Genomic DNA, 24,490 nt, shown 5'->3' with positions numbered 1-24,490 from the left:
GATCAGGGCAACGGCCGGCCGCTGAAGCATTCTTCCCTGAACCGCGCAGCGGCGCAGACACAATTGAAGCGAGGCAGCGCGCTGGGTTTCACCCGCTCGCCGCCAGCACCAGCGCGCAGATCGCCGCGACAGCGCCGATCACGAACGTCGCGCCATAGCCAAATACTCCGGCGGCATAGCCTACCGCGGGCGCAGTCAGGCCGATCGCGAGATCGAAGAAGGCGATGAAATTCGCCACCGCGCGGCCGCGCTGTTCGATCGGCACGCGGCGCGTGGCTTCGACGCCCATCGACGGGAAGATCAGCGAGAAGCCGATGCCGGTGACGAGCGCGCCGAGCAGCGCGAGCATCGGGCTCGTGGACAGCCAGATCAGCGCCTGACCAAGGGCTTCGATGGCCAGCGATGTCATGGCGACGCGCGCGCCGCCGAACTGGTCGGGCAAATGGCTGCCGACCAGACGCACAAAGATGAAGCCCGTCGAGAACGCCGCCAGCGCGATGCCGGCGCCGGACCAGCCGCGTTCGACATAAGTCAGCGCCAGAAAGCCGGTGATCCCCGCGAAGGGGATGGTGGCCAGAAACAAGACCGTGCCCGAACGCCAGATCAGGCCGATCACCTTGTAGAACGGCGTGCGTTCGGTGTTGCCACTGACCGGCACGTCGGGGATCGCATAGGCGATGGCCAGCGCGATCAACGGCGAGATGGCCGCAAGCACGCCGACGCCGGCAAAGCCGATGGAGGCATAGACCGCAAGCCCGATCGGTGCGCCCAATCCAATCGCCGAATACATGGCGATGCCCTGCCATGACATCACCAGACCGGTACGCTGCGGGCCGAGCCGTCCGATGCACCAGCTCATGGCGCCGGTGATGAACAGGCTCTCGCCGAATCCGAGTGCGACGCGCCCGGTCAGCAGCAACGCGAGCTTGCCTTCGCTTGGCAGCGGCGCAACGGCAGCAAGCAGATAGAACAGGCCGGCCAGCGCCGACAGCGGCAGGCCGAGCCGGATCGCGTAACGCGCGCCGTGGTGATCGCTGAGCGTACCGGCGCGATGGCGCGTGAGCACCGTCACCACCGACTGGATGCCGATCGCAAAGCCGATCACACCGGCCGAGAAGCCGAGCTGGTCATGGATGTAGAGCGAGATCGGTGGCAGCGGCAGGCCGACCGAGAGAAAGCCGAAAAAGACGATCAACACCTGCTTGATCAGGCTCTTGCGGTCGTCGCGGCTGAGCGACGCAGTTTTGAATTTTGGAGGAGCGTTCTGGTTCATGTCGACGTGCTTTCGAGGCGGCCAGCCGCGTTGGGCTGTCCGGAGCTGAGCACGTTGAGTGACGTTAACGCTTACGGCGGGGAGACACCCTGCAATGACGGCTGGTTACGGCGAAGCAGGTTCCCCTGTCAAGGTTGCGGTTTACCGACCAGCCAGCCGTGGCGCGTTGACGGGGTTGTACCTGGACGGGGTCTGATCTCCGTCAAGCCGGACATCGAAGCGCGTCACGGTCCCGCAAGATAACGAAACTTATCCAACATCATTCAATATTCGCGCGCCCGCTCCAGGCAAAGTCCTTGCAACACGTCAGTGCAAGGAACCATCGGATGATGACAGCTACACCTCATCGAACGGTCTGGCCGGGAGGGGCGCCTTCGATCGAGATATTTTATCCAGCGAACCGCCCCGCGACCCTTGCAGGCCGCCGGATTGCTTTCGTCTGGGACTACCTCTTTCGCGGCGATGAAATCTTTGCGCTCCTGGAGGAAGCTCTGGGCGAAGTCTGTCCGGGCGCAACCTTCGTGAGCTACGAGAAGTTCGGAAATACACTCGGCGGCAATGATCGCAAGGTGCTCGCCGAACTGCCGGGCAAGCTCGCTGAACATGGTGTGGATGTGGTGATTTCCGGCATCGGCTGCTGCGGCGCCTGCACGCCGGCGGTCATGCGCGCCAGTGCCGCAATCGAGAAGGCCGGCATTCCAACGGCCTCGCTGGTGTGCGAGGGCTTTGCCGGACAGGCCCGTGCAGTATCTCCGGGTCTTGGTTGCGCCTGGCTGCCCGTGGTGGAGATGCCAGGATATGTCGACAGCCTGAGCAATGCCGAATTGCGTGACATGGTGCTGTCCCACACGGCGAATGCCGTCGTGAAATGTCTTACTGCACAGCCGGCGCCGCCAGGAAAAGCGGCCAGGGTATATTCGCCGACCGAGATTGTGGCGACGGGCGACTTCAACGAGATCAACGATATCTATCGGGTCGAAGGATGGTCCGACGGCTTGCCGGTCGTTCCGCCGACGCGTGACGCGGTGGCAGAGTTCTTGAAGTTTACGCCATATCCGCCGGACAGGCTGATTGGCTGCGTTCAGCCATCCGGATCCGGCGTGACGATCTGGAATGTGGCGGTCAACGGCGTCATGGCCGGCTGCGCGGCAGAATATATGCCGGTCCTGGTCGCCATCGCCGAGATCATGGCCAGCCCCGCCTACGGGGTCGAGCACAGCGGCGACACGACGGGCGGCGATCCGCTGATCCTGCTCAATGGTCCGGTCATTGAAGCGCTCGGGTTCAATTGCGAAAACGGCGCGATGCGTGAAGGGAGCAGGGCCAACACCACGGTGGGACGGTTCCTGCGTCTCTTCCTGCGAAATGTTGTCGGGCTGCGGCCGGGAGAGGGCGACAAATGCACGTTCGGCCATTCCGCCCGCGTGGTCCTCGCCGAGCACGAGCCGGAAGTCGTAAAGCTGGGCTGGACGACGTTCGCAGGGCGCCAGGGCTTCGCAAAGGGCTCCAGCATTGTAACGGTCGGACGGTTCACGGGCGACACCGTTGTCGGCTCCATCTACGGCCGCGATCCCGAAGACATCGCGATCTATCTTGCGGACGGTTTGATCCGTCAAAGCTGTTGGGAACTATGTTTCACGGCCGGCCTTGCGCCCGGCACCCTCCGCCCGCTCGTGGCGATCAGTCCGATGGTCGCCAAGACGCTGGCGAAGGCCGGAAGCAATATCGAGAATCTTCGCGAACGGCTTTATCGCCATGCCCGGATTCCCGCCTGGAAGTTCGAAGCTTACATCGGCAAATACTCTAACTGCGTTCCGGGACGCAGAACGTTGCGGCGACTTCATGAAGACGGGCTTGCTGCCGCGCATTTCGCGGAAAGCGACGATCCAAACCGGCTAGTGCCCATCGTCGAGCGCGTGGAACATATCCTGATCGTCGTGTCGGGCGATCCGTACCGGTCTAACGCGATGGTGTTCGGCAGCAATGGACTTCACGGTTTCCCGACCAGCCGGGAAATACGGCTTGCGTGACCGGTGGCCGGGCGGTCTTTCCTCTGCGACGGCGTCAGTCGTTACAGGCCGGGAAGCGGCCACGTGATGCGCGGACGGCTGGTCGCCGGCCGCGACTGAAAGGCGAGATGGTCTTTCCTGAGCCGGCCGGGCGTGATGCCGGTCACCCGCTTGAAGGCGCGTGTCAAATGGGCTTGGTCCGCGAACCCCGTTGCAGCGGCAACATCTGCTACGCTTTGCCCCTTGGACAGCATTTCGAAACTCCTGTGAAGGCGCTGTTGCATGTGCCAGGCATGCGGGGGCATTCCGACGATAGCCGTGAAGCACCTGACCAACAGAAAGCGATCAACCCGCGCAAGTTGCGACAGCTCGGTGAGCGTGACGTTACGATGAAGATAGGCGGCGAGATATGCCTTGCAGGTCTCGACCGCGCGCAGTTCGATCGGCTTGTGAGATGCCCTCTGCGGAAGGCGGGTATGCCGGGTCAGAAAATGCTCCAGCACGTCAAGTAACGCTTCCTCCTGCCGAAGTACGGGCGCTCCATTGAAGCTGCGGAACAGCGCCTGCAGAACGCGATTCATTTCGTCATCGCAAATTGCGGTCTCGCAGAGAAAGCGTGCGCCCTGAGGGTGATGCCGTTCGAGTACGTCCGATGGAATGGTTATCGTGTGATAGTACCATCCACCTTCGACGCCTGGTTCGGCCGCATGCACTTCATGCGGAGGCACCGCCAGAATTTTCCCCGCATCGGCGAAGTGAGTCACGCCTCGGCAACGCAGCGCCTGTACGCCGTCGCTCAAGAGCGACAGCATCAATCCGTCGTGGCTGTGTCGGGGCAGAACATGGTCGCGATATCGCCCTGCGACGACCTCTATCCCACCCAGATCGTGCAGTTTCAGGCCTCGGGGAAGAGTCTCTTCGATTGCCATGCCCGAGCTTAGGAGGGGGGCGTGGCGGGAAGCAAGCGCTTTGCGTCCGGCCGGCCTACGCTCGCGAAATATCCAATAACGTTCAAGCTTTCACACGCTTCCTCCGGCACTCGGGAATCCGGCCATGTTTTTGCATGATTGGTTTCGAGAGCGTTTTGGACGGGGTGAGCCGATCGGCGAGGTCGGCTGTCGTGAGAGGAACGTGGAATGCCAAGCTCAAAGTCTCGTTTCATGCTGCTGGCGCTTGCGTTGGTTGCGCCCTTTGCGACGCTCGGCGACGGTCGCGCTGAAGACGCGCCGCTTCGAATCGGTGTTCTCAACGATCAGTCAGGCAGTACCGCGGACGTGACCGGGTTGGGGTCGGTGATCGCGGCGCGTCTTGCGATTGAAGACTTCGGAGAGAAAGTGCTTGGGCGTCGCATCGAACTGCTCTCCGCCGACCATCAGAACAAGACCGATATCGCAGCGGCGATCACGCGCCGATGGATAGACGTCGAGAATGTGAGCGCCATCGTCGACGGTGGCACCTCCGCTGCCGGACTGGTGATCCAGGATATCGTCAAGGAGAAAGAAAAGATCGCCATGTTCTCCGGCCCGGCGACGTCCGACCTGACCGGCAAGGCCTGTTCGCCTTTGGGCTTTCACTGGACCTACGACACCTATGCGTTGGCCAATACGCTGCCGAGAGCAATGGCGAAATCCGGCGTCGACACCTGGTTCTTCATCACGAGCAACTATGCGTTCGGTCATGCGCTCGAGCGGGACGCAACGACAGCCATCGAGCGGCTGGGCGGAAAGGTACTCGGCCGCGTCAGGCATCCGCTCGGGACGGCCGATTTCTCATCCTTTCTGCTGCAGGCACAGGGATCCGGTGCCAAGATCATCGGTCTCGCCAATTCGGGCGATGACTCGCTGAACACGATCAAGCAGGCCGATGAATTCGGTATCGTGAAGGGAGGCCAGCGACTCGGCGGCCTCCTTCTTCTCATCAACACCGTGCATGGTCTCGGGCTCAAGGCATCGCAAGGCATCGTTATCGCCGAGGCCTTCTATTGGGACCTGGATGACGAGACGCGCCGCTTTTCCAAACGTTTCGAAGCGCTCGCCAAGAAGAAACCCAATATGATCCAGGCGGGCGTTTACAGCGCAGTCACTCACTATCTGAAATCCGTTCAGAAGGCGGGCTCGATCGCCGGACCAGTCGTCTCCGATACGATGCGATCGCTGCCCGTCAACGATTTCATGAGCAAGGACGTCAAGATCCGCAAGGATGGTCGCGTCATGCGCGACATGCATCTGTTTCAGGTTAAATCTCCATCGGAGTCCACAGGACCCTGGGATTACTACCAGTACCTTTCAACCGTTCGGGGCGAGGACGCATTCAGCCCCATAGCGGAAAGCGAATGTACGCTGCTCAAATAGATGCGTTGCGTGGGCAAGGCCGATTTGGCTTAACCAAACCGGAAGATCGATTGCAGTTGTCGTCGCATTTTAGCGCTCCCGTAACGATCTGCCGCTAGCAGTGCCGCACCCGGCGGCGACCATCCCGTGCCGGTCGATCTTCCGGAGCGGACATGAAATATCTGAGCTATGCCTATCGTTTCCTCTCCAACTTTGCCTTTCTGGCGCTGGTCTATTTCAGCCTGAATTTCGTCGGCACCTATCAGCAGCGCGCCATCGTTGCGGCGCTGGTGCTGGCCTATGCGGGTATGCGTGCGATCTCGGCGCTGCGCACATTCGTCTTCTTCAAGGCGATCGAGAAGCTCGAACTCGAGACGCGCCGGCTCGGTGGATTGGCAGGCGAAGGCCCGTCCGCCGTGTCGTCGCGCAAGGCTGTCGTGAAGGACGTGGTCGATCAGCGCCAGGCCGGCGAGATGAAGTCCTATGTCGACCTGCTGTTTCTCGGCATCATCGTGGTGCTGTGTATCGCCAAGATCGTCACCGAATAATCGCGCGCTCAGTGCGGGGCGGCGGTCGCCGTCGGATGCAGGCCCGGCGGAATGGCGCCGGGAATGGTGCGCCGGGCGGCGCTGGCATCGAGCGAGATCAGTTTCCCGATGGCATCTGATTCAGCGGCACGGACCGGAACCGTCTGCTGCGCGTGATGCGGCAGCCGGATCAGCGCGTTGATCGGCCGGTTGAGGCGCTCGGTGATTTCGAACAGGTCTGAGGCCGGCACCGGCAGCGAGGCATTGCTGGTCATCGTCTGCAGCGTCGCGACGCGCGGCCATGGTGCCTGTTCAGGCAGCGGCATGGCATTGCGCGGGCGGCGAATGCGATCGAAATTCTCGGTCAACGACAGCATCTGGTCGGAGGCCGAGATCGCCGGCACCGGCAGCATGTCCTCATGGGCAAAGGCGAATGTCGGCACCTTGTGCCAGCGTGTGACGGCGACCGTCTCGGAGACCGGATGCAACTGCCACTGCTGCGGCTCCGTGGGCGTCTTCGGCTTGTCGGGCGTCGCCGCCTCGACATGGACGATGCGGTAGCCGCCGGCCTTGAGGTCGCGCAGGATGCCGGGCAGTGCGGCCACCGTGCGCGGCTGGATATCGTGCAGCAACAGGATGCCCTTGCCCTTGGCGGCGATGCGCGAGATTGCGAGGTCATGGACCTTCTGCGGCGACACGTGGCGCCAGTCGTCGGCCGGGAAATCGGCGCTCCAGGTCTGGATGCCCTTCGAAGCCAGATAGTCCTCGACGACACTCGCGCGCAGCAGGCCGGGAATCCGGAAGAACGGCGACAGCAGCGCAGGGTCACCGAGCGCCGCCGTGGTGTTGGCGATGCCGTCGTCGATTTCCTGCTGCGCCTTCTCGATCGGCATGCGGTTCATGCTGAGCGGATGGTTCTGGCTGTGGGTGCCGACGGTGTGGCCGAGCGCGATCAGCTTGCGCACGCCCTCGGGATGCTCCTTCGCCATGCGTCCGATGATGAAGAACGTCGCCTTCACGCATTCGGAGGCCAGAATATCGAGGATCGCATTCGAGTGTTTCGGGATCGGGCCGTCGTCGAAGGTCAGCACGACCTCCTTGTCCTGAAGCGGCAGCGTCTCGGCATATTGCATGGTGCCGATCCTGGGGTGTTCGCGGGGATCGACCACGATGGTGCGCGAGGTGCCGAGCGCGTCGGGGTTGCCCGGACACGCCTCAGCCGAAAGCGCCGTCGTGGGGGAGGCTGCGGTGGCGGCGAACAGGGTCAGGCCGGTAAGCAGGCTCAGGCACAGAAGGCGTCGCGCCCGGTCAGTCGTCGCCTTGTCCATCAGTCGATCCGTCACTCGCTTCAATTTCGGCCGCAAGGTTAGCGGGGCGGCTGTGAACGCAATGTTAATCATGTCGGCCCGCGGCGGTATTTTCCGCATCATCGTCTATTGGGATTTGCTCTATTGGGAGCGGGCCGGGGAGCCGGCGGCAGGTGGTACGATATGGACCACCCGGTAGCGGTTCTCCCGGAGATAGCGCAGGAAATCGGGCAGCATCGCGGCAGTCTGCGCCTTGGTGTCGTGAAACAGGATGATTCCCCGCCCGGCGGCTTTCAGCCGGCCGGTAATCAGCTCCAGTTGCTGCTGCGGGGTCATGGGATTCCAGTCGCTGGCCCAGAAATCCGCGCCGAACACCGCGATCCGGCGGGATTGCAGCAGGTCGAGCAAGGCCGGCGTCGACTCGAAATAGGGGAATCGAAAGAACGGCGTGGTTGGCACTGTGGTCGCCTTGCCGTTCAGGGCCATTTCGTCGGCGCTGATGCCCCGGTCGATCTGTTCGACGGCAGCCGCATTGCTGATCTTCTTCAGGTCGGCATGGGCGAGGGTGTGGTGGCCGATGGTGTGGCCCTCGGCCGCCATGCGCTTCACCAGCGACGCATTGGCTGTGGCGCTGTTGCCGATCAGGAAGAAGGTCGCCCGAACACATTCGCGCGACAGCGCCGTGAGAATCTTCGTCGTGGTCGGCGCATTCGGGCCATCGTCGAAGGTCAGGACGACTTCGTGGTCTTCCAGTGGCAGCGTATCCGGAAAGCTCTGGGTGCCGACGCGCGGAGTGATCTTCGGATCGACCGTCAGGACGCGCGCAGTGCCCAGCGTATCCTTGCGCGGGCAGTCTTCGGCATGTGCGACAACGGTCGATGCAATCAAGGCAAAGATGGCGGCCTTCAACACGATCACGACACTTTCCCGGCCGCTGATTTCGCGCACCGCATTTTTCCGATTGCATCAGGCATTGCGCATTGGGTAATGCCTGATGCGAGCTTCCGTTCACAGATGGATTAGCGCATTTCCAACAGGATAGCGCTAGCTCCGTCACCCCCCAAACAAGCAGGCGAGGTGCGGCATGGCCGATGACGTCGATCTCGCCCAATCGGTCGCTCCCGAGGAATTGTCGGCGCTCGACAGGATGCCGATGCGCAATGATGAAGGCGACATTCGCCCCGAATTTGTCGAGGCGATCTCGCACGCGGTTCAGGTTGCCGATACCGCATTCCTCAAGGAAATCGTCGGCGAGCTGCATGAGGCCGATCTCGGCGATCTGATCGAGGCGCTCGATGCCGACGAGCGTGCGCCGCTGATCGAACTGACCGGCGCCGATTTCGACTTCTCGGCGCTCAACGAAGTCGACGATGCCGTCCGCGAGGAACTGCTCGAGGAACTGGAGCCTGAAACCGTCGCCGAGGGTGTCCGCGAGCTCGATTCCGACGATGCCGTCGAACTGCTCGAAGGCGTCGACGAGGAGGTCCAGGACGAGATCCTCGAGAAGCTGCCGCTGTCCGAGCGCGTAGCGCTCGAGCGCAGCCTCACTTACCCCGAAAACTCCGCCGGCCGGCGGATGCAGACCGAATTCATCGCGGTGCCGCCGGACTGGAATGTCGGTCAGGCCATCGACTATATGCGCGAAACGCCGGACCTGCCGGACCGTTTCTACGAGATTTATTCCGTCGGCGCCGACCAGCGCTGGCAAGGCGCTATTTCGCTGGACGCGTTGCTACGCGCCCGCCGCCCGATACTGCTGGCCGACCTGATCGACGAGGACCGCCGCCGCGTCTCGGTAATGGACGATCAGGAGGAAGTGGCGCGGATGTTCGGCAAGTACAATCTTGTCGCAGCACCCGTGGTCGATACCGACGACCGGCTGGTCGGCGTCATCACCATCGACGACGTCGTCGACGTCATCGAGGAGGAGGCCGACGAAGACCTCAAGGCGCTCGGCGGCGTCACGTCGGACGAAGAGCTGTCGGACAATTTCTGGACCATCGCCAAGGGGCGCTTTACGTGGCTGCTGATCAATCTCGCCACGGCCTTCATCGCGTCGTCGGTGCTCGGCCTGTTCGAGGACCAGTTGCAGCAGATGGTGGCGCTGGCGGTGCTGGCGCCCATCGTCGCCAGCCAGGGCGGTAATGCCGCGACCCAGACCATGACGGTCGCGGTGCGCGCATTGGCGACGCGGCAGCTCAATCCCAACAACGCCCTGCGCATCGTCATCCGCGAAGGCCTCGTCGGCCTGATCAACGGACTGGCCTTTGCCGTGATCACCGGCATCGCAGCCTATGCCTGGTTCAAGACGCCAGGCCTCGGCATCGTCATCGGCCTTGCGATGATCTGCAATCTGATCGCCGGCGCACTCGGCGGCATCCTGATCCCGATGGTGCTCGAACGGGTGAAAGCCGACCCCGCGGTGGCCTCCGGGACATTCGTGACCACGGTGACCGATGTGGTGGGCTTCTTCGCTTTCCTGGGGATCGCGACGCTGTGGTTCGGGCTGAAGTGAGGCAGAGCACTATGATAGTTAGGAAAGGGGGCGTTGCTACTGCAATAGCGATAGTGCTTTGTATGCCGTCGATGTCTCTCGCAGACAGCAGGAATGGGGAGCGGATTTTTTTAAGCCGTTGCGCAATGTGCCACGGAAACGACGTCAAGGGCACAGGGCCTTTGGCTGATAAAAGCAATCCGCCTGCACCCAATCTCACAACACCCGAGTTCAAGAAGCGCTTACTTGATTATCCCGGCGTCATTGTATCATCCGTGATACTCCGTCCCAACGGCGATCTTATTCCAAGGACCTTGCGGGAAAACGGCGTCAAGTTGCCTCCGTTCGCATGGACGGTTAAGGACTTCCGCGATCTGAATGAGTATCTGACTGACAAGATCGCTAAGACCAAATGATCAAGGCGTCGCGTGACGCATCGACATAACAGGAGAAATGCATGCCGGCTCTGCCGCTCTCGGGCATCAAGGTTATCGATATGACGCGGGTGCTTGCCGGCCCGATCGCAGGTCAGATGCTCGGCGATCTCGGTGCAGAAGTCATCAAGATCGAACGCCCCGGAACCGGCGACGATTCCCGTGCATTCGGCCCTCCTTATCTGAACGATCCGGAAGGCGGCAGGCACGACAATTCGTTCTATCTCTGCGCCAACCGCAACAAGAAATCGGTCACCGTCAATGTAGCCAAGCCTGAAGGCCAGGAGATCGTTCGCGAACTCGTCAAGACCGCCGACGTGTTGTTGGAAAACTACAAGGTCGGCGACCTCAAGCGTTATGGCCTCGACTACGACGCGATCAAAGCCATCAACCCGCGCATCGTTTACTGCTCGGTGACGGGCTTCGGACAAACCGGTCCCTACGCCACACGCGCCGGCTATGATGCGATCCTGCAGGCGATGGGTGGTCTCATGAGCGTGACGGGCCATCTCGATGGCGAGCCCGGCGAGGGCCCCATGAAGGTCGGTCCCTCGATCGTGGACTATATGACCGGCTTGAATGCCACCATCGGCGTGATGTCGGCGCTCTATCATCGCGATGCCGGCGGCGGCGAGGGACAGCAAATCGATGCTTGTCTGTTCGATACGGTGATCGCCTCCCTTTCACATTGGCTCCAACCCTATCTCATCAGCGGAAAAGTCCCGCCACGGCGCGGAACCTGGGGCAATGGCGGCATGCCTGCCGGTGTCTTCCGTTGCACCGATGGCGAGTTGATGCTCGTGAATGGCAATGACGGCCAGTTCCAGCGGACATGCGAAGTGCTCGGAGAGCCGAACCTGGCCAAGGATCCGCGCTTCCTGAAGAACAACGATCGTGTCCAGCATGGCAAGGAGATCATGGCCATCTTCGCCGGTCTTTTCCTGAAGCAGCCCGTCGCCTACTGGCTGGAGCGTCTGGAGGCGGTCGGCGTACCGTCCGGCCCCATCAACGACTTCGATCAGGTTTTCGCGGACCCTCATGTGAAGTCCCGCGGTATGCGCGTGAGCTCGAACCATCCCTTCGAGCCGGCGCTTTCGCTCGTACGAAATCCGCTGATGTTTTCCGGCACGCCGATCACCGAATATCACGCGCCGCCACTTCTCGGCGCCAACACGGACGAAATCCTGTCCACCATCGGCTACGACGGTGAACGGATCGCCGCGCTGAGGACGAAGGGCATCGTCTAGGCCGGTCGGGGCAGGCGATCGATGGCGTCACAGCTGTATTCGCTCTCATCTCCGACCGACCGCAAGTCGGTCGGAGAGCCAATTAAACTTTAGCTGTTCGCTCGCGCGTTCATGCTTAACGTTCGGCCATCGGATAGCCACGAACACACCGCGGCTGGTAGTCCTCCGACGAGCCCAACCATCAATATTGGCCATAAGTCGTTTGATTCTCCCCACATGAAACGCATGACCAAGACTGCAGGGAGTGCTGCCGTCACCGCCGTTCCCATAACTCGGAGTAGCTTTGCAGAAAGCATCCAATCGACCCAAGCCAGCAGCAAGGCCGGGATAACCGCGATTGCGTAGGACTCAACCATCCAATCCAGAAGATTCTTAAACCCATCAGGCGCCGTGAATACGACCAACGCAAGAGTCGGAAAGAGAGCCGGGAAAATCAGAAAGCGTTTCATGCCACCTTCGTCAGTCTTCGTGGCGATCTTGTTCAATTTTGAAGTCTCATAGTGTTGCCAGCGGCGTAGCCGGTGGGTGCCCCAAACCGGTCCTGCCGTCGTTATCCGTCAACGTAGCAGCGTGCTCAACGCAATAATTGCAGCACCAAGGCCGGGCTTGCGGCGACAGCGGCACTCAAAGCGATGCCGACAGAACCTAGGGCGAGAGCGCCAACAAATCCGTGCTGCTGCCAGCCATAAGGAGCACTGAAAATGTGGCCGCTCCAACTACAGATATCGTCCATACAACTCGAATTGCGATCTTCAGAGTCGCCACGTCGGCGCTCCTATTCCACATTCAGATGAACCAATGCTGGGCCTTCGACGACCAAAGCTGCATGCGTCACTTATTGTCTGAAAATCTCGTGAGCGAGGTCAAGGCATATTCAAAGGCATTGATTGAAGAGAGCGTAGCGCAAGCCGCGTACCCGCTCGTTTCGCTTTCCCACTCGACGTCCGGCCCTTCCGCCACACCCGCCGGTGTACCGGCTCGCGGGGCTTCATTTGCTCACAGTGGTATTGCGTTCCATATTTTCGATGCGCCGAACGGAGATCTCAAATGAAGCTCAAACTTTCCGCCGCGCTGCTCGCCGCAAGCCTCCCGCTCTCATCGATAGCTTTCGCCCAGGGCACCGCGCCCGCCGACGTTGCAGTGATCGATGCTTGCCTGAAGACCGCGGAGGAAACCGGCGGTTTCGGCGGCGCGTGTGTCGGGCTCGTCGCCGACCCCTGCATCAAAAAGGCGGAGGGCGTGAATGACGATGTCGCCAAATGGAGAGCCTGCGCGGCGCGCGAACTCGCCATTTGGACGCAGAAAACCAATGAGGCGCTAAAGAAGGTTGAGGCCGGCGGGTTCGCCGACAAGATCAAGGCGGTCAAGGAGTCGCAGAAAACCTTCGCCGCATCGCGTGATCGCTTCTGCGTGGTCTTCGACAAAGTCGAGCCCGGCATGTACCGGGGCGACGCGAACTACTGCCGCCTGCGCGAGACCGCGAACCGCGCGCTGAGCTTGATCAAGCTCGGCGCTGCGGTCAACGAGCACTGAGACCTCTTAGTCCCACTCTCAATTGCCTCTCGCATAGGCGTATCCTCGATGTGGGGGCAGAGCGCGAGAGCTTTCCGCTGTTTTTGCAAACGACGTGACAGCCCTTCGAACAAAACCTGAAGTATTCCTCTTTCGTCATGATCTTATTTGGTTCGACCATCCTTGTTAAACGAGAGAAGCTATTGCAGATGCGCTCAATTTCTAATGTAAGCCAATACAGAGTTGATGGTCGAAAGTCGCTCTTCTTGCTCCTGCTTTTATTTGCGATCCCCTCGGATGACTGCTCCGCGCAGACACCGCCGCCCCCAATCAACGAACGTGCGTTCGAGCGCGTGCCGCCGACAGTCGTAACGAGGTTGGCGACCCGCTTTTCGCTAGGCTCATTTGCGGGCCGCTTCGAGGAGACGCGGCTCGACGCGGTTCGCGAAGCCTTGGGCGAAGGGACCATCCAACACCGAGGCGACGCTGGAGATAGTATCTATTGGCTGTGTTATCGGCGCACGCAGCATCGATTGTGGGTCGCGTCCGGCGGGGAGATAGGCGGCCCGGATCATCTCGTCACGGAAATCGTTGAAGAGCTCACCGAGAAAGACGCCGGGGCTTCGACCGATTGCGGCGTTATCCCGGAAAAATTCTCGCCTGTCATCTTCGACGGCAAGCTGCATTTAGGTATGTCGCGTCAGGAGGTAATCACGGCGTTGGGACCGCCGTCGAAGTCGGAAGCTGCTCAGATCGTGTATTCGCACGAGGGAAAGCTCGCAGACGGTTTCGATGAGACCGCTTGGCTCATTCTCCGATTTCGTGAAAACAAGCTTGTGTCCATGCGCGGCAGCAAGACCACAACGAATTGAAGTGGCTGCGAGCACCGTTCGCGCTTTGCGACGAATGGGAGCGAGCCATGCCCGCTCCCGCACGACCTGCATCACATATCCGAGCCGAATGCCTATCGATGCCCGGATGGCGGCTCATGGTTCAAAGCGGCCTCGCTCGCCGAAGCATGTTTCAAGCGGTTTCAGCAACAAGGGTGCCCGGCCATCCCGCATCTCTTGGGGCCGATGATCGCCAACACCGGGATCGCCGGCTCACTTGTCTTCACGGCTCCTTAACGGTAATCGACGACCATCGCGCGCAATGAGGTCGAACATGCGCTTGCGGTTGAAGGCTGACGGACGGATCGTCGAATTGCGGGACGGGCACGAAGTGCCGCTGGTTCCCGATATGCCTGTCGTGCCGGAACCGGTCGCGGTGCGACACGGCGACGCCGAAGTTCGCGATCTGCGCCGCCGTGCGCAGCTGACCCAGATGGAATTTGCCGCGCGTCTTGGCGTTCCCGTCGAGACGATCCGCAACTGGGAGCAGGGCAAGCGCATGCCGCGCGGTCCGGCCCGTGCCTTGCTGGCGGTGATTGCTCACGCGCCCGAGACGGTGTTTGCGGCGCTCGCGCCGGTTGCTGCGGACGCCTGAACGATCGTTGTGGATCACCGTTGGCGCTGACCCGCCAACGAAAAGCTTGTCGGCGTTCGTATCGTTCCTCTGTCAGAGGAGAAGATGATGCAGTTCGTGGAAGCAAACGGCGCCCGCATCCCGGCCATTGGCCTCGGGACGTGGGAACTGCGTGGCCGCGCTTGTGCACGCACCGTCGAGCAGGCGATCCGGCTCGGCTATCGCCACATCGACACCGCACAGATCTATGAGAACGAGCGCGACGTTGGCGAGGGCATCCACGCGTCGCATATTCGCCGTGACGAGATGTTCGTCACCACCAAGGTCTGGACCACGCATTTCGCGCCTCACAATCTCGAACGCTCCGTGAAGGAGAGCCTGACCAAGCTGCGGATGACCGAGGTCGATCTGCTGTTGCTGCACTGGCCGAACCCGCAGGTGCCGCTGGAGGAAACGCTCGGCGCGCTGGCGCATGCCAGGCAGATGGGCCTGACCAGACATATCGGCCTGTCGAATTTCACCGTGGCGCTGATCGAACAGGCTGTGGCCGCATGCCCAGCGCCGCTGGTCTGCGATCAGGTCGAATACCATCCCTATCTCGATCAGGCGAAGGTGCGCGAGGCCTGCCGGCAGAATGGTCTGGCCATGGTCGCCTACAGCCCGATCGCCCAGGGCAATGTCCGCGGCGATGAAACGCTTGCTGACATCGGCAAGGCACATGGGAAGAGCGCGGCACAGGTTTGCCTGCGCTGGCTGGTCCAACAGGGCGCGGTAGCGATCCCGCGCACATCCAAGGTCGAGCGTCTGTCGGAGAACATCGATGTGTTCGATTTCATGCTCTCTGAGACCGAGATGTCCCGGATTTCGCAGCTGGCGCATCCGAAGGGGCGACTGACCAACTACGGCTTCGCGCCGAAATGGGATTGATCCATCAGGCCAGCCGGCATTTGCCGCATTGATCTTGCAGACGGGATGGCTCATGCAGTGACACCGTCCGGCGAGCCAAGGGCCTCATGTTCTTCACTTTCTCCAAGATGCTCGGCTTCTTCATGGAGCCGTCCAATGCAATCGCCGTGATCTGCGTGATCGGCATTGTGCTGGTGTTTTTCAGCGCCAGCGTGTCGGGACATTGCTGGTGACCTTTGGCATCCTGTTGCTGCTGCTGTTCGGCTATTCGCCTGCTGGCAATGTGCTGATGCTGTCGCTGACCGAGCGTTTTCCGAAATGGCAGGACGATGGCCGTGCACCCGACGGCATCATCGTGCTCGGCGGGGCCATCGATCCCGATAGCTCCGCTGCGCGTGGGTCGCTGGAGATCAATTCGGCCGGCGAGCGGGTCACGGCGATGCTGGAGCTGGCGCGCCGCTATCCGCAGGCGCGCATCGTCTTCACCGGCGGCGCCAGCAGCCTGATCGAGAAGTCGCTGTCCGAAGCGCCCACTGCCGGCGAGCTGCTGCGGCGCTTCGGCGTGGCGTCCGAGCGCGTTACGCTGGAGACCGAGTCCCGCACCACCGACGAGAACGCCGTGTTCACCGCGCGGCTGGTGGCGTCAAAGCCCAGCGAGCGCTGGCTGCTGGTGACATCGGCCTGGCATATGCCGCGCGCGATCGGCGCGTTCCGCAGGGCCGGATTCGATGTCGAAGCCTATCCGGTGGACTGGCGCACCCGCGGCTGGATCGACGCCACCGAGACCTTCGATTCGGCCAGCGCCGGCCTCAGCCGGAGCGACCTCGCGGTTCACGAATGGGTCGGACTGATCACCTACTGGCTCGCTGGCCGCAGCAGCGAATTGCTGCCGGGGCCGAAGAAGCGCTGATGCCTCACTCGGGCTTCGGCAGCCCCAACCGATACACGCCGCGGAAGTCGTTGGGATCTTCGACCGGCTTGCCCTTGCGATAGATCACCAGCCGGCCGGCCAGCGCCAGTGTGACCGCCGCGCGGCGGATCGGCATCAGCAGCGCGTGCCAGTCGCCCTCAGGCTCGATCACATGCGCGATCTCCGGCGGGCTCAGCGTGCCCGCGCCGTTGCGGGTGAGCGCGTCGAGGATGGCCTCGTCGAGTGGCAAGGGCTTGGGTTTCGGGGCCAGCTTGGCGGCTGACGGCTTCGGGGTCTTCGGAGGGGATTTGGCCATGCACTGCCATGACCGATCGCACCGCGCGACGCAAGCTGTGGCATGGCGGTCATGGCGCGGGGAGGGGCGCGGCGCTATGGTCCGGCCAGTCGGCGTACAGAAGTCCCGTTAGGCGTATGGAACCAAAGCACCTCATCAGCGCAGCGATTGCCATCTCGGTGGCGTGCCATCTCGCTTTGGCGACCGGCGTGTACTTCGCCGATGCGCGGCCGGCCGAGCACCATGAGGAGAGCGTTGCCGTCGATCTGGTGACGCCGCAGGAGCTCGCGGAGGCTGAAAAGAAGGCTGAAGAGACGCCGCCGGAGCCGGAGAAGAAGCCGGAACCGGAAAAGCCGGAATTCAGGCTGCCTGATTTGACCAACAAGCCGACTTTGGAAGAGCAGAAGACGCAGGCCACAGCCGCCAAGCCGCAGTCGTCGACTCAAAATACGCCGCCGCAGCCACAGAAGACGTCCCCGCAGCAACCCGCGCCGTCAGCACAGCAACAAGCCGCTCAGCAGCCGGCGGCCCAGCAACCGCCGCCGCAGCAGCAAGCGCAACAGCAGGCAGCCCTGCAGTCGCAGCCTCCGGCACCGCAGCCCGGGCCGCAGCAGGTGCCGCCGCAGCCCGAGGCGGACATCACCGTGAAATACGGCGTCATGCTGGGATTGCCGGAGGGGTTTGGCGGCGGAGCCTCGGAACAGGCGGATCTGTCGAAGCTCGACATCGGCGCCTTCCGGCGGCATCTCAAAACCTGTTCGAAATTGCCCGCCACCGTTGCCCGCGGCGATGACGCCAGGGTCAAGCTGCGCGCGGTGTTCTCGCCGGATGGCCGGCTGGTCGCCGAACCCACGGTGATCGAGGTCCGGCGGCCGGCGAAGGCCGCGCTGCTGATGCAGGCGGCCAAACAGGCGCTGGAAGCCTGCCAGCCCTATGCGATGCTGCCGGCCGACAAGTACGACGAGTGGAAAGTGCTTGATCTCGATTTTACGCCGCAGGATTTCGCGGGGTAACCCTCAACTCGGCATCGGGCGCCATGGCCTGCCAGGCATTGGAGGCGAATTGCCGGCGCCAGGTCACGATCACCACGGCTGCCGTCGAGACCAGAAACACCCACGGGCTGACGAACCAGCCGAGATAACCGAGCGCGAAGAAGAAAGCGCGCTGCCCGCGGTTGAAGTGCCGCGCTGCCGCGCCGAACATCCTGGTCGTGCGCACCACATGCGCTTCGGCCTCCGGTGTGTCGCGCTTCGAGGCCAGCGGCATCGCGCCGATCAGGATCGCGACGTAGTTGAACAGCCGGTACGACCAGGCGAATTTGAAGAACGCATAGACGAAAATCAGAATCAGCCCGAAGCATTTGATCTCCCACATGCCGGGCGTGGTGTTGAAGCCGAGCGGCAGGTTCTGCATCATCGGCATCACTTCGTTGGTGGCGCGCAGCAGTGCCAGCGAGCCGCCGATGGCGATCAGCGTGGTCGATGCGAACCAGGCGGTGCCGTTCTGCAGCGAGGTCATGATATGGGTATCGACGATGCGCGCGTCGCGCTCCAGCAAGCGGCGCATCCAGACCTCACGATAGGCGTGCATGCGTGCCGACAGGCTGTCGCGGCCGTATTTGGTGTGCTCCAGCGTGATCGCATAGGTCGTCCACTCCAGGATGAAGAAGCCCAGCGCGAAGACGTCGACCCAGGAATAGTTGATCATGAAGCACCTACTGTATCAGTTGGCACTTCTGCCACGCATGCCGTGATGCAGCAACAAGCCTGTGCACGCAGCTTGCTTGCAGAGGCGCATGCGTGGCAATTTACCGGTCTCGCAAGGAGTGGTTGATGTCGCTGACGCTGGTGATCGGTAACAAGAATTATTCGTCGTGGTCGATGCGGCCGTGGGTTGCGCTGAAGGCTGCCGGCATCCCCTTCGCGGAGGTGTTTGTGCCGCTGTACACGGATGCCGCCGACAAGCAGCGCATTCTGGACGTCACCCCGTCCGGCAAGGTGCCGGCACTGGTGGATGGCGAGATCACCGTGTGGGATTCGCTGGCGATCATCGAATATGCCGCAGAGCGTTTTCCCGACGCCATGCTCTGGCCGGAAGACCGGGCCGCGCGCGCCCATGCGCGCTCGGTGTCCGCCGAGATGCATTCCGGCTTCATGCCGCTGCGCAACGAATGCGGTATGAATCTGCACCGGCCGGTCCGGGCCAAGGCGCTGTCCGACGATGCCAAGGCCAATATCAGGCGCATCCAGCAGATCTGGGCCGATTGCCGCGCGCGTTACAGCGCGTTTGGCCCGTATCTGTTCGGCGCCTTCAGCGGCGCGGATGCCATGTATGCGCCGGTGGTACACCGGTTCCTGACTTACGACATCGATGTCACGCCGGAAGCGCGCGCCTATATGGACACGATGCAGGCGCTGCCGGCGTTCCGGCAATGGACCGACGAGGGTCTTGCCGAAACCATCGTCATCCCGCGTTTCGAGGATGACTGAAGCGTTTTCGAGCGAAGTGGATACCGGTTCGCGTCCAGAAAACGCGTCAAAATAAAAAGATGGGGCCTGGATTCTGGTTTCGTCAGAATCCAGGCCAGCGTCGCCACGATTTCGTCATGACCGCGGCCGTGCCATAACAACCGCATATTGCGGGTTCATGGCAACCCGACTTTCTTTGGAAGCATTTTCTTCGGAAGCAGGGCTTTCTTTGGAAAATTGGCTTCCACATATGCAGGGACGACTCGATGAACGGGGTATGGGCGAATTCGCTCGATCAAATCTGGCGCGCGCCGACGCTTCCGATGTGGCTCGCGCTGGCGGCCTCCGTCTTCTTCGCCCTGATCGTGCTGGCGACGCTGCTGCGTGCCGAGAAGTCTGTCGCCAATGGCGCGCTGACCGTGATCACGCTGCTGGCGATCGGCGTTGCCGCTGCAGCGACGCTGCGCAAATCCGAAACCGCAGGGCAGGGCGCATCGCCCTCCGTCGTTGCAGCGCCTCAGGTGAATGCCTCGCTGCCAGCGCTGTCCTGCCTCGACGATCTCGCCGGCGATATGGTGCTCGCGGGTTGCGAGAAGGTGCTGTTCGGCTCGGCGGATTCTGTGGCGGCTGCCGTATCGGCCTCGGCTGCGCAGATCAATCGTTTGATCTCGTATGGCGATGTCGCCGCAGCGAATAAATCCATGACGCCCGAACTGGCCGGGCTGCGCCGCGCGATCGAGCGTGATCGCTACGGTCTGGTCGCGTATGTATTGCAGTCGCGCGATCGCTGCATGCCGGAGAGCTGCGCTGCCTATGCCGCGCTGACCGATCACAAGCAGATTGCCTCTAATATGGAAGAGCGCACTTATGAGGGTCTCGTGACGCGCTATGCGCCCGGCTGGAATGCGCCGCCTGCGGCTGCAGCCGCTGCGACGGGCGCGCTGGTGGGGTTGCCGGCGTCGGTTCCGACCGGCAAGCCGACCACGGCCGATTTCCCGTCCTCGTCGTCGATCCCGCCGATCTCGATCATGACGGAAACGCCCGTGAAGCCACCGGCAGCGGCCAATGCGCAGGCGCCTGCGCCACGCGCTACGTCGGCAACTCCGCCCGCTGCGGCGAAGAAGCAACCCGCAGCGAAGGCTGCCGCTCGTCCACAGGCACCTGCCGCCGCAGCGCCTGTGCAGCTTGCGCCGGAAGCTCCGCGGGCCGATAACTGAGCGGTGGATAACGCCTTATAAAACCGCGTCTTGGTGCTGATTTCTGACCTATGCCCCTGCATCTCATCAAGCTCGCCGTCGGCTGTGAATCCATCGCGGATTTCAAGAGCTATCTCGCTGAACGGATGCGTGCAGCAAAAGCGCGTGGCGCGCCCCAGCATCACATCCACATCACCCGCATGGTGCCCAAGCGCGATGCCGAACTGCTCGACGGCGGGTCGCTCTACTGGGTGATCAAGGGCGAGATCGCTTTGCGCGAAAAGATTTTGGCCATCGAACCGTTCCGTGACAGCGACGGTATCAATCGCTGTCGCGTGGTGATGCAGCCGAAACCCGTCACCGTCGCGCCGCGCCCGCTGCGCCCGTTCCAGGGCTGGCGCTATCTCACCGACAAGGACGCGCCGCCGGATCTCGGCAAGGCCGCGGCGAGTATCGAAGCTATGCCGGAGCCGATGCGGCGCGAGCTGCGGGAACTGGGACTGCTGTAGGGCAGGGCTCGCTCGTCATCATTGCTCCAGCCTCGTCATTCCGGGGCGCGCGAAGGCGGTAATGCCGCCGAAGCGAACCCGGAATCCCGGAGTGTTTTGCGCTGAACATGTCGAGATTCCCCGCCACTCCAATTGGAGTGGCTGAGGTTCGCCTGCGCGAAGGCGCGCAGCCCCGGAATGACAGTGTGGGGCGCTTAAACATTTTTTCCTACCCGCCGTTGACAATATCCCTTCTTTGATTATATTCCCCTTCGTCCTGCCCCACCGAGAGGGGCGATCGCGATCGTCACGTTCGCGGGGTGGGATGCGGTGGGCGCCGGAGATGCGGCGTCACGCGGTTCATGGGGGACGTCTGTCTTCGGGCAGGACGGATCTGCGCCAGCACTGCCACTGGCAAGGAGACGGCCGACCTTCGGATGGAAAGACCCTTTGGACAGAGTGACGGACGACTTCATCCGAGGCGTTCGGTTCTTGGCTGCGCTAATCCGACCTCATCGCAATGGGGTCTAATAATGGTGGGTCTGAGGGTTCATCTGGAAAGCCGGGCACCCCGTCAAACACCGCGTGCGGAACGCTGGGCACTTGCCCTGCGCGTCCGAAAGTCCTGATGCATTCACTATTGCGGAAGACCGCATCGCATCAGGCCCAAGGGTGCAACGGGCACCCGGCGTTCCGCGCGCCCTCTCAAGGGAGGGTGGGAATGCGATAGACGACGGCGCCCCCGCGCCGCAAACAACAGGGGTGATGACGCGCGTCCGAAGAGCAGTGGCTGTTTGACAGTTGAATCCGCATCGAACGTCGCGGCCTGCGCGTAACGCGCGCGCTATCCTCGGCGGAGTCCAGCCCACCACTTCCGGAAATCCAGACCTCCGCTTTTGTGAGAGCTCGCTGACCAGATTGGTAAACAGCTAAATCACCGACGAAAAAGCTCCCGGCTGTGTTGCATCCATTCCGCTCTGTGAAATTCACGTCCGCAGCGTGAAATGTTGTCGCTTGCCAAGGCTGCCGCGAAAGGTCACAAAAAACTGAACTGGACGAAACACAAATCGGAGAGACGTTTGAGCATCAAGGGCAAGGCATATATCGCCGGCATCTACGAACACCCGACCCGGCATGCGCCGGATAAATCCATCGCGCAGTTGCATGCCGAAGTCGCCAAGGGCGCGCTCGAAGATGCAGGCCTCTCCCATAAGGACGTCGACGGCTATTTCTGCGCCGGCGATGCGCAGGGAGGCCTATGGCCGATGGTCGACTATCTCGGCCTCAAGCCGCGCCATGTCGATTCAACGGAGACCGGTGGCTGCTCCTACATCATTCATCTCGGCCATGCCGCGCAGGCGATTGCTGCGGGCAAGTGCTCGATCGCACTCGTTACACTGGCCGGCAAGCCGCGCACCGGCGTGATGCCACCGCGCCTGCAGGGCGCCGAAGCCGATTTCGAAACCGCTTTTGGCGCTACCACGCACAATGCCTATGGCATGTGTGCCATGCGTCACATGCACGACTACGGTACGACCAGCGAACAACTCGCCTGGATCAAGGTCGCGGCCTCGCATCACGCGCAATACAACCCGCACGCGATGCTCAAGGACGTCGTCACCGTCGAGGACGTGCTGAACTCGCCGATGATCTCCGATCCGCTGCATCGCATGGATTGCTGCGTCGTCAGTGACGGCGGTGGCGCGATGATCGTCACCACGCCCGAAATCGCGAAGAGCCTGAAGAAGCCGCTGGTGCGCCTGATCGGCCACGGCGAAGCCATGAAGGGTCCGCGCGGCGGCAAGGATCTCGACCTGACTTACTCCGCAGGTGTGTGGTCCGGTCCGCGTGCTTTCGAGGAAGCCGGCGTGACGCCGCAGGACATGAAGTACGCGTCGATCTATGACAGCTTCACCATCACCGTCCTGATGCAGCTCGAGGACCTCGGCTTCTGCAAGAAGGGCGACGGCGGCAAGTTCGTCGCCGACGGCAACCTGATCTCGGGCGTCGGCAAGCTGCCGTTCAACACCGATGGTGGCGGCCTGTGCAGCAACCATCCCGTCAATCGCGGCGGTATGACCAAGATCCTCGAAGCCGTGCGCCAGCTGCGCGGCGAAGCCCATCCCAAAGTGCAGGTGCCGAATTGCGATCTCGCGATTGCGCATGGCACCGGAGGCCTGCTCGGCGTGCGTCACGCCGCATCGACCGCTATTCTGGAGCGCGTGTAATGACTGAAGCCAAGAAGTATCCGACCCCTGTTGGCAATCCTGAATCGCAGCCGTTCTGGGATGCGGCCAAGGACGGCAAGTTCATGATCAAGCGCTGCACGACCTGCGGCGAAGCGCACTTCTTCCCGCGCGCGATCTGCCCGTTCTGTTTCTCCGACAAGACCGAATGGGAGCAGTCGTCGGGTGAGGGCGAGATCTACACCTACAGCCACATGCGTAAATCGGCGACCGGCCCTTACGTGATCGCCTATGTGACGCTGAAGGAAGGTCCGTCAGTACAGACCAACATCGTCGATTGCGATCTGACGACGGTGAAGATCGGCCAGAAGGTCAAGGTGGTGTGGAAGCAAACCGACGGCGCACCGCTGCCGTTCTTCACGCCGGCGTAAGCATCGTACTCAGACTGTCATCACGCGCTTTCGCGGGTGATGACAGTCTGAAATCACCACTCGACGTAACGAACAAGAAACTGGGAGCGAAAGCCAATGCCCATCAACTACGAAGCGATGATGGCGATGAAGAACATCGGCCAGAAGTATGCCTGGACCGATCGCGAAGTGATGCTCTACGCCTACGGCATCGGCATGGGCGCCGATCCGATGGACGAGAAGGAACTCGCTTTCGTCAACGAGGGCACCTACACGCCGCGCCCGCTGAAAGTCGTGCCGACCTATGCGTCGGTCGCTGCCTGGGGCTCGAGCCCCGGCGAGATGAATCTCAACAAGCTGCTGGTCGTCGACGGCGAGCGCGATATCACCTTTCACAAGCCGATGCCGGTCGCTGCCAGGATCACTGCCGATAGCAGCGTGCTCGGCGTGTTCGACAAGGGCGCCGACAAGGGCGCGGTGATCCTGCACCAGACCATCCTGCGCGATGAAGCCGGCGAAGCGCTGGCGACTCTCGTGGCCTCGCGTTTCGCGCGCGGCGATGGCGGCTTCGGCGGCAAGTCCGAAGGCCAGCCCGAACCGCATGCGATGCCGAAGCGCGCGCCGGACCGTACCATCGACATCACCACGCGGCCCGACCAGGCGCTGATCTATCGCCTGTGCGGCGACCGCAACCCGCTGCATAGCGATCCCGAATTCGCCAAGCGCGCCGGCTTTCCGCGCCCGATCCTGCACGGCATGTGCACCTATGGCCTGACCTGCCGCGGCGTGCTGCAGACCTATGCCGACTACGATCCGTCCGCCTTCAGGCAGCACGCGGTCCGCTTCTCATCGCCGGTCTATCCCGGCGAGACTGTGAGCATGGATCTGTGGAAGGACGGCAACGTGGTGTCGTTCGAGGCGAAAGTAAAAGAGCGCGGCGTTACCGTGATCAAGAGCGGCAAGACCGTGCTGGCGTAACAACACGCTGTCGTTCCGGGGCGCGCGCATCTTCGCGCGCGAACCTCAGCTACTCC

At 62.1% G+C, this 24,490-nt stretch carries 25 protein-coding genes and 1 pseudogene; 19 read left to right on the top strand and 7 right to left on the bottom strand.

The features are described from left to right. Positions 1-88: 88 nt before the first annotated feature. Positions 89-1,273 (bottom strand): MFS transporter, encoded by a 1,185-nt coding sequence (locus CIW50_RS08065; RefSeq protein ID WP_149530751.1) that lies wholly within the window; start codon positions 1,271-1,273, stop codon positions 89-91. A gap of 329 nt (positions 1,274-1,602) precedes the next feature. Between CIW50_RS08065 and CIW50_RS08060 the strand changes: the two genes are divergently transcribed. Next, positions 1,603-3,303, top strand: coding sequence for a UGSC family (seleno)protein (locus CIW50_RS08060; RefSeq protein WP_149530750.1), 1,701 nt, complete (start codon positions 1,603-1,605; stop codon positions 3,301-3,303). Between the two features lie 41 nt (positions 3,304-3,344). Here CIW50_RS08060 and CIW50_RS08055 read toward each other — a convergent pair whose 3' ends face one another. After that, positions 3,345-4,211, bottom strand: a complete 867-nt coding sequence (locus tag CIW50_RS08055; protein WP_149530749.1) for a helix-turn-helix transcriptional regulator — start codon at positions 4,209-4,211, stop codon at positions 3,345-3,347. A 207-nt stretch (positions 4,212-4,418) separates the two neighbouring features. Between CIW50_RS08055 and CIW50_RS08050 the strand changes: the two genes are divergently transcribed. Both CIW50_RS08050 and CIW50_RS08045 read left to right on the top strand, forming a co-directional pair. After that, positions 4,419-5,633, top strand: coding sequence for an ABC transporter substrate-binding protein (locus tag CIW50_RS08050; protein ID WP_149530748.1), 1,215 nt, complete (start codon positions 4,419-4,421; stop codon positions 5,631-5,633). 152 nt (positions 5,634-5,785) lie between these two features. Then, positions 5,786-6,160, top strand: a complete 375-nt coding sequence (locus CIW50_RS08045) for a hypothetical protein (RefSeq protein ID WP_149530747.1) — start codon at positions 5,786-5,788, stop codon at positions 6,158-6,160. Positions 6,161-6,168: 8 nt separating this feature from the next. Here CIW50_RS08045 and CIW50_RS08040 read toward each other — a convergent pair whose 3' ends face one another. Together CIW50_RS08040 and CIW50_RS08035 are read right to left on the bottom strand one after the other, a co-directional pair. Continuing rightward, positions 6,169-7,467, bottom strand: a complete 1,299-nt coding sequence (locus CIW50_RS08040) for a polysaccharide deacetylase family protein (RefSeq protein ID WP_149530746.1) — start codon at positions 7,465-7,467, stop codon at positions 6,169-6,171. 120 nt (positions 7,468-7,587) lie between these two features. After that, entirely contained in the window at positions 7,588-8,358 is a 771-nt protein-coding gene (locus CIW50_RS08035; RefSeq protein WP_149531555.1) for a polysaccharide deacetylase family protein, read from the bottom strand. Between the two features lie 172 nt (positions 8,359-8,530). Here CIW50_RS08035 and mgtE point away from each other — a divergent pair, with 172 nt between their 5' ends. Genes mgtE through CIW50_RS08020 form a run of 3 tightly spaced genes read left to right on the top strand, consistent with a single transcriptional unit; the run spans position 8,531 to position 11,621 of the window. Further along, entirely contained in the window at positions 8,531-9,961 is a 1,431-nt protein-coding gene (gene mgtE, locus CIW50_RS08030; RefSeq protein WP_149530745.1) for a magnesium transporter, read from the top strand. A gap of 11 nt (positions 9,962-9,972) precedes the next feature. Further along, positions 9,973-10,356, top strand: coding sequence for a c-type cytochrome (locus CIW50_RS29855; protein WP_149530744.1), 384 nt, complete (start codon positions 9,973-9,975; stop codon positions 10,354-10,356). A 41-nt stretch (positions 10,357-10,397) separates the two neighbouring features. Beyond that, positions 10,398-11,621, top strand: a complete 1,224-nt coding sequence (locus CIW50_RS08020) for a CaiB/BaiF CoA transferase family protein (RefSeq protein ID WP_149530743.1) — start codon at positions 10,398-10,400, stop codon at positions 11,619-11,621. A gap of 89 nt (positions 11,622-11,710) precedes the next feature. Here the strand turns inward: CIW50_RS08020 and CIW50_RS08015 are convergent, their stop codons facing one another. After that, positions 11,711-12,106, bottom strand: a complete 396-nt coding sequence (locus CIW50_RS08015) for a hypothetical protein (protein WP_149530742.1) — start codon at positions 12,104-12,106, stop codon at positions 11,711-11,713. Positions 12,107-12,324: 218 nt separating this feature from the next. On the opposite strand from CIW50_RS08015, the gene CIW50_RS08010 reads away from it, so the two are divergent. The 6 genes and pseudogenes from CIW50_RS08010 (at position 12,325) to CIW50_RS07985 (ending at position 16,413) form a co-directional block, all read left to right on the top strand. Beyond that, positions 12,325-12,672, top strand: a complete 348-nt coding sequence (locus CIW50_RS08010; RefSeq protein ID WP_149530741.1) for a hypothetical protein — start codon at positions 12,325-12,327, stop codon at positions 12,670-12,672. After that, positions 12,669-13,154 (top strand): lysozyme inhibitor LprI family protein, encoded by a 486-nt coding sequence (locus CIW50_RS08005; RefSeq protein WP_149530740.1) that lies wholly within the window; start codon positions 12,669-12,671, stop codon positions 13,152-13,154. Before CIW50_RS08010 ends, CIW50_RS08005 begins: the two co-directional genes overlap by 4 nt. Positions 13,155-13,291: 137 nt before the next feature. Next, positions 13,292-14,005 carry a hypothetical protein gene (locus tag CIW50_RS08000; protein ID WP_149530739.1) on the top strand — a complete coding sequence of 238 codons (714 nt, stop codon included), beginning with the start codon at positions 13,292-13,294 and terminating at the stop codon, positions 14,003-14,005. A 292-nt stretch (positions 14,006-14,297) separates the two neighbouring features. Beyond that, the gene (locus CIW50_RS07995; RefSeq protein ID WP_172980265.1) at positions 14,298-14,618 is read left to right on the top strand and encodes a helix-turn-helix domain-containing protein; all 321 of its coding nucleotides are present in this window, start codon (positions 14,298-14,300) and stop codon (positions 14,616-14,618) included. Between the two features lie 87 nt (positions 14,619-14,705). Beyond that, entirely contained in the window at positions 14,706-15,524 is an 819-nt protein-coding gene (locus tag CIW50_RS07990) for an aldo/keto reductase (protein WP_149530737.1), read from the top strand. An 86-nt stretch (positions 15,525-15,610) separates the two neighbouring features. Then, positions 15,611-16,413 (top strand): annotated as a pseudogene (locus CIW50_RS07985) (YdcF family protein). A gap of 4 nt (positions 16,414-16,417) precedes the next feature. Here the strand turns inward: CIW50_RS07985 and CIW50_RS07980 are convergent. After that, on the bottom strand, positions 16,418-16,729 hold the full coding sequence (locus CIW50_RS07980) for a DUF3253 domain-containing protein (RefSeq protein WP_149530736.1): 312 nt from the start codon (positions 16,727-16,729) through the stop codon (positions 16,418-16,420). A 116-nt stretch (positions 16,730-16,845) separates the two neighbouring features. On the opposite strand from CIW50_RS07980, the gene tolA reads away from it, so the two are divergent. Continuing rightward, the gene (gene tolA, locus CIW50_RS07975) at positions 16,846-17,721 is read left to right on the top strand and encodes a cell envelope integrity protein TolA (RefSeq protein ID WP_149530735.1); all 876 of its coding nucleotides are present in this window, start codon (positions 16,846-16,848) and stop codon (positions 17,719-17,721) included. Here the strand turns inward: tolA and CIW50_RS07970 are convergent. Further along, complete coding sequence (locus CIW50_RS07970) at positions 17,696-18,412, bottom strand: DUF599 domain-containing protein (protein WP_149531554.1); 717 nt, start codon at positions 18,410-18,412, stop codon at positions 17,696-17,698. The genes tolA and CIW50_RS07970 overlap by 26 nt on opposite strands. Positions 18,413-18,540: 128 nt before the next feature. On the opposite strand from CIW50_RS07970, the gene CIW50_RS07965 reads away from it, so the two are divergent. From CIW50_RS07965 to CIW50_RS07940, 6 genes are all read left to right on the top strand, one after another. After that, complete coding sequence (locus CIW50_RS07965) at positions 18,541-19,197, top strand: glutathione S-transferase family protein (protein ID WP_149530734.1); 657 nt, start codon at positions 18,541-18,543, stop codon at positions 19,195-19,197. A 245-nt stretch (positions 19,198-19,442) separates the two neighbouring features. Further along, positions 19,443-20,393: a hypothetical protein gene (locus tag CIW50_RS07960; protein ID WP_149530733.1), complete on the top strand. Its 951-nt coding sequence runs from the start codon at positions 19,443-19,445 to the stop codon at positions 20,391-20,393. A gap of 50 nt (positions 20,394-20,443) precedes the next feature. Then, positions 20,444-20,881, top strand: a complete 438-nt coding sequence (locus CIW50_RS07955) for a DUF1489 family protein (RefSeq protein ID WP_149530732.1) — start codon at positions 20,444-20,446, stop codon at positions 20,879-20,881. Positions 20,882-21,939: 1,058 nt separating this feature from the next. Next, complete coding sequence (locus tag CIW50_RS07950) at positions 21,940-23,088, top strand: thiolase family protein (RefSeq protein ID WP_149530731.1); 1,149 nt, start codon at positions 21,940-21,942, stop codon at positions 23,086-23,088. Continuing rightward, the gene (locus CIW50_RS07945; RefSeq protein WP_149530730.1) at positions 23,088-23,477 is read left to right on the top strand and encodes a Zn-ribbon domain-containing OB-fold protein; all 390 of its coding nucleotides are present in this window, start codon (positions 23,088-23,090) and stop codon (positions 23,475-23,477) included. Before CIW50_RS07950 ends, CIW50_RS07945 begins: the two co-directional genes overlap by 1 nt. A gap of 96 nt (positions 23,478-23,573) precedes the next feature. Then, on the top strand, positions 23,574-24,434 hold the full coding sequence (locus CIW50_RS07940) for a MaoC/PaaZ C-terminal domain-containing protein (protein WP_149530729.1): 861 nt from the start codon (positions 23,574-23,576) through the stop codon (positions 24,432-24,434). Positions 24,435-24,490: the final 56 nt, after the last annotated feature.

This window comes from Tardiphaga sp. P9-11, assembly GCF_008329525.1.
Lineage (GTDB): Bacteria > Pseudomonadota > Alphaproteobacteria > Rhizobiales > Xanthobacteraceae > Tardiphaga.
This window is presented reverse-complemented; position numbering and strand designations above follow the sequence as displayed.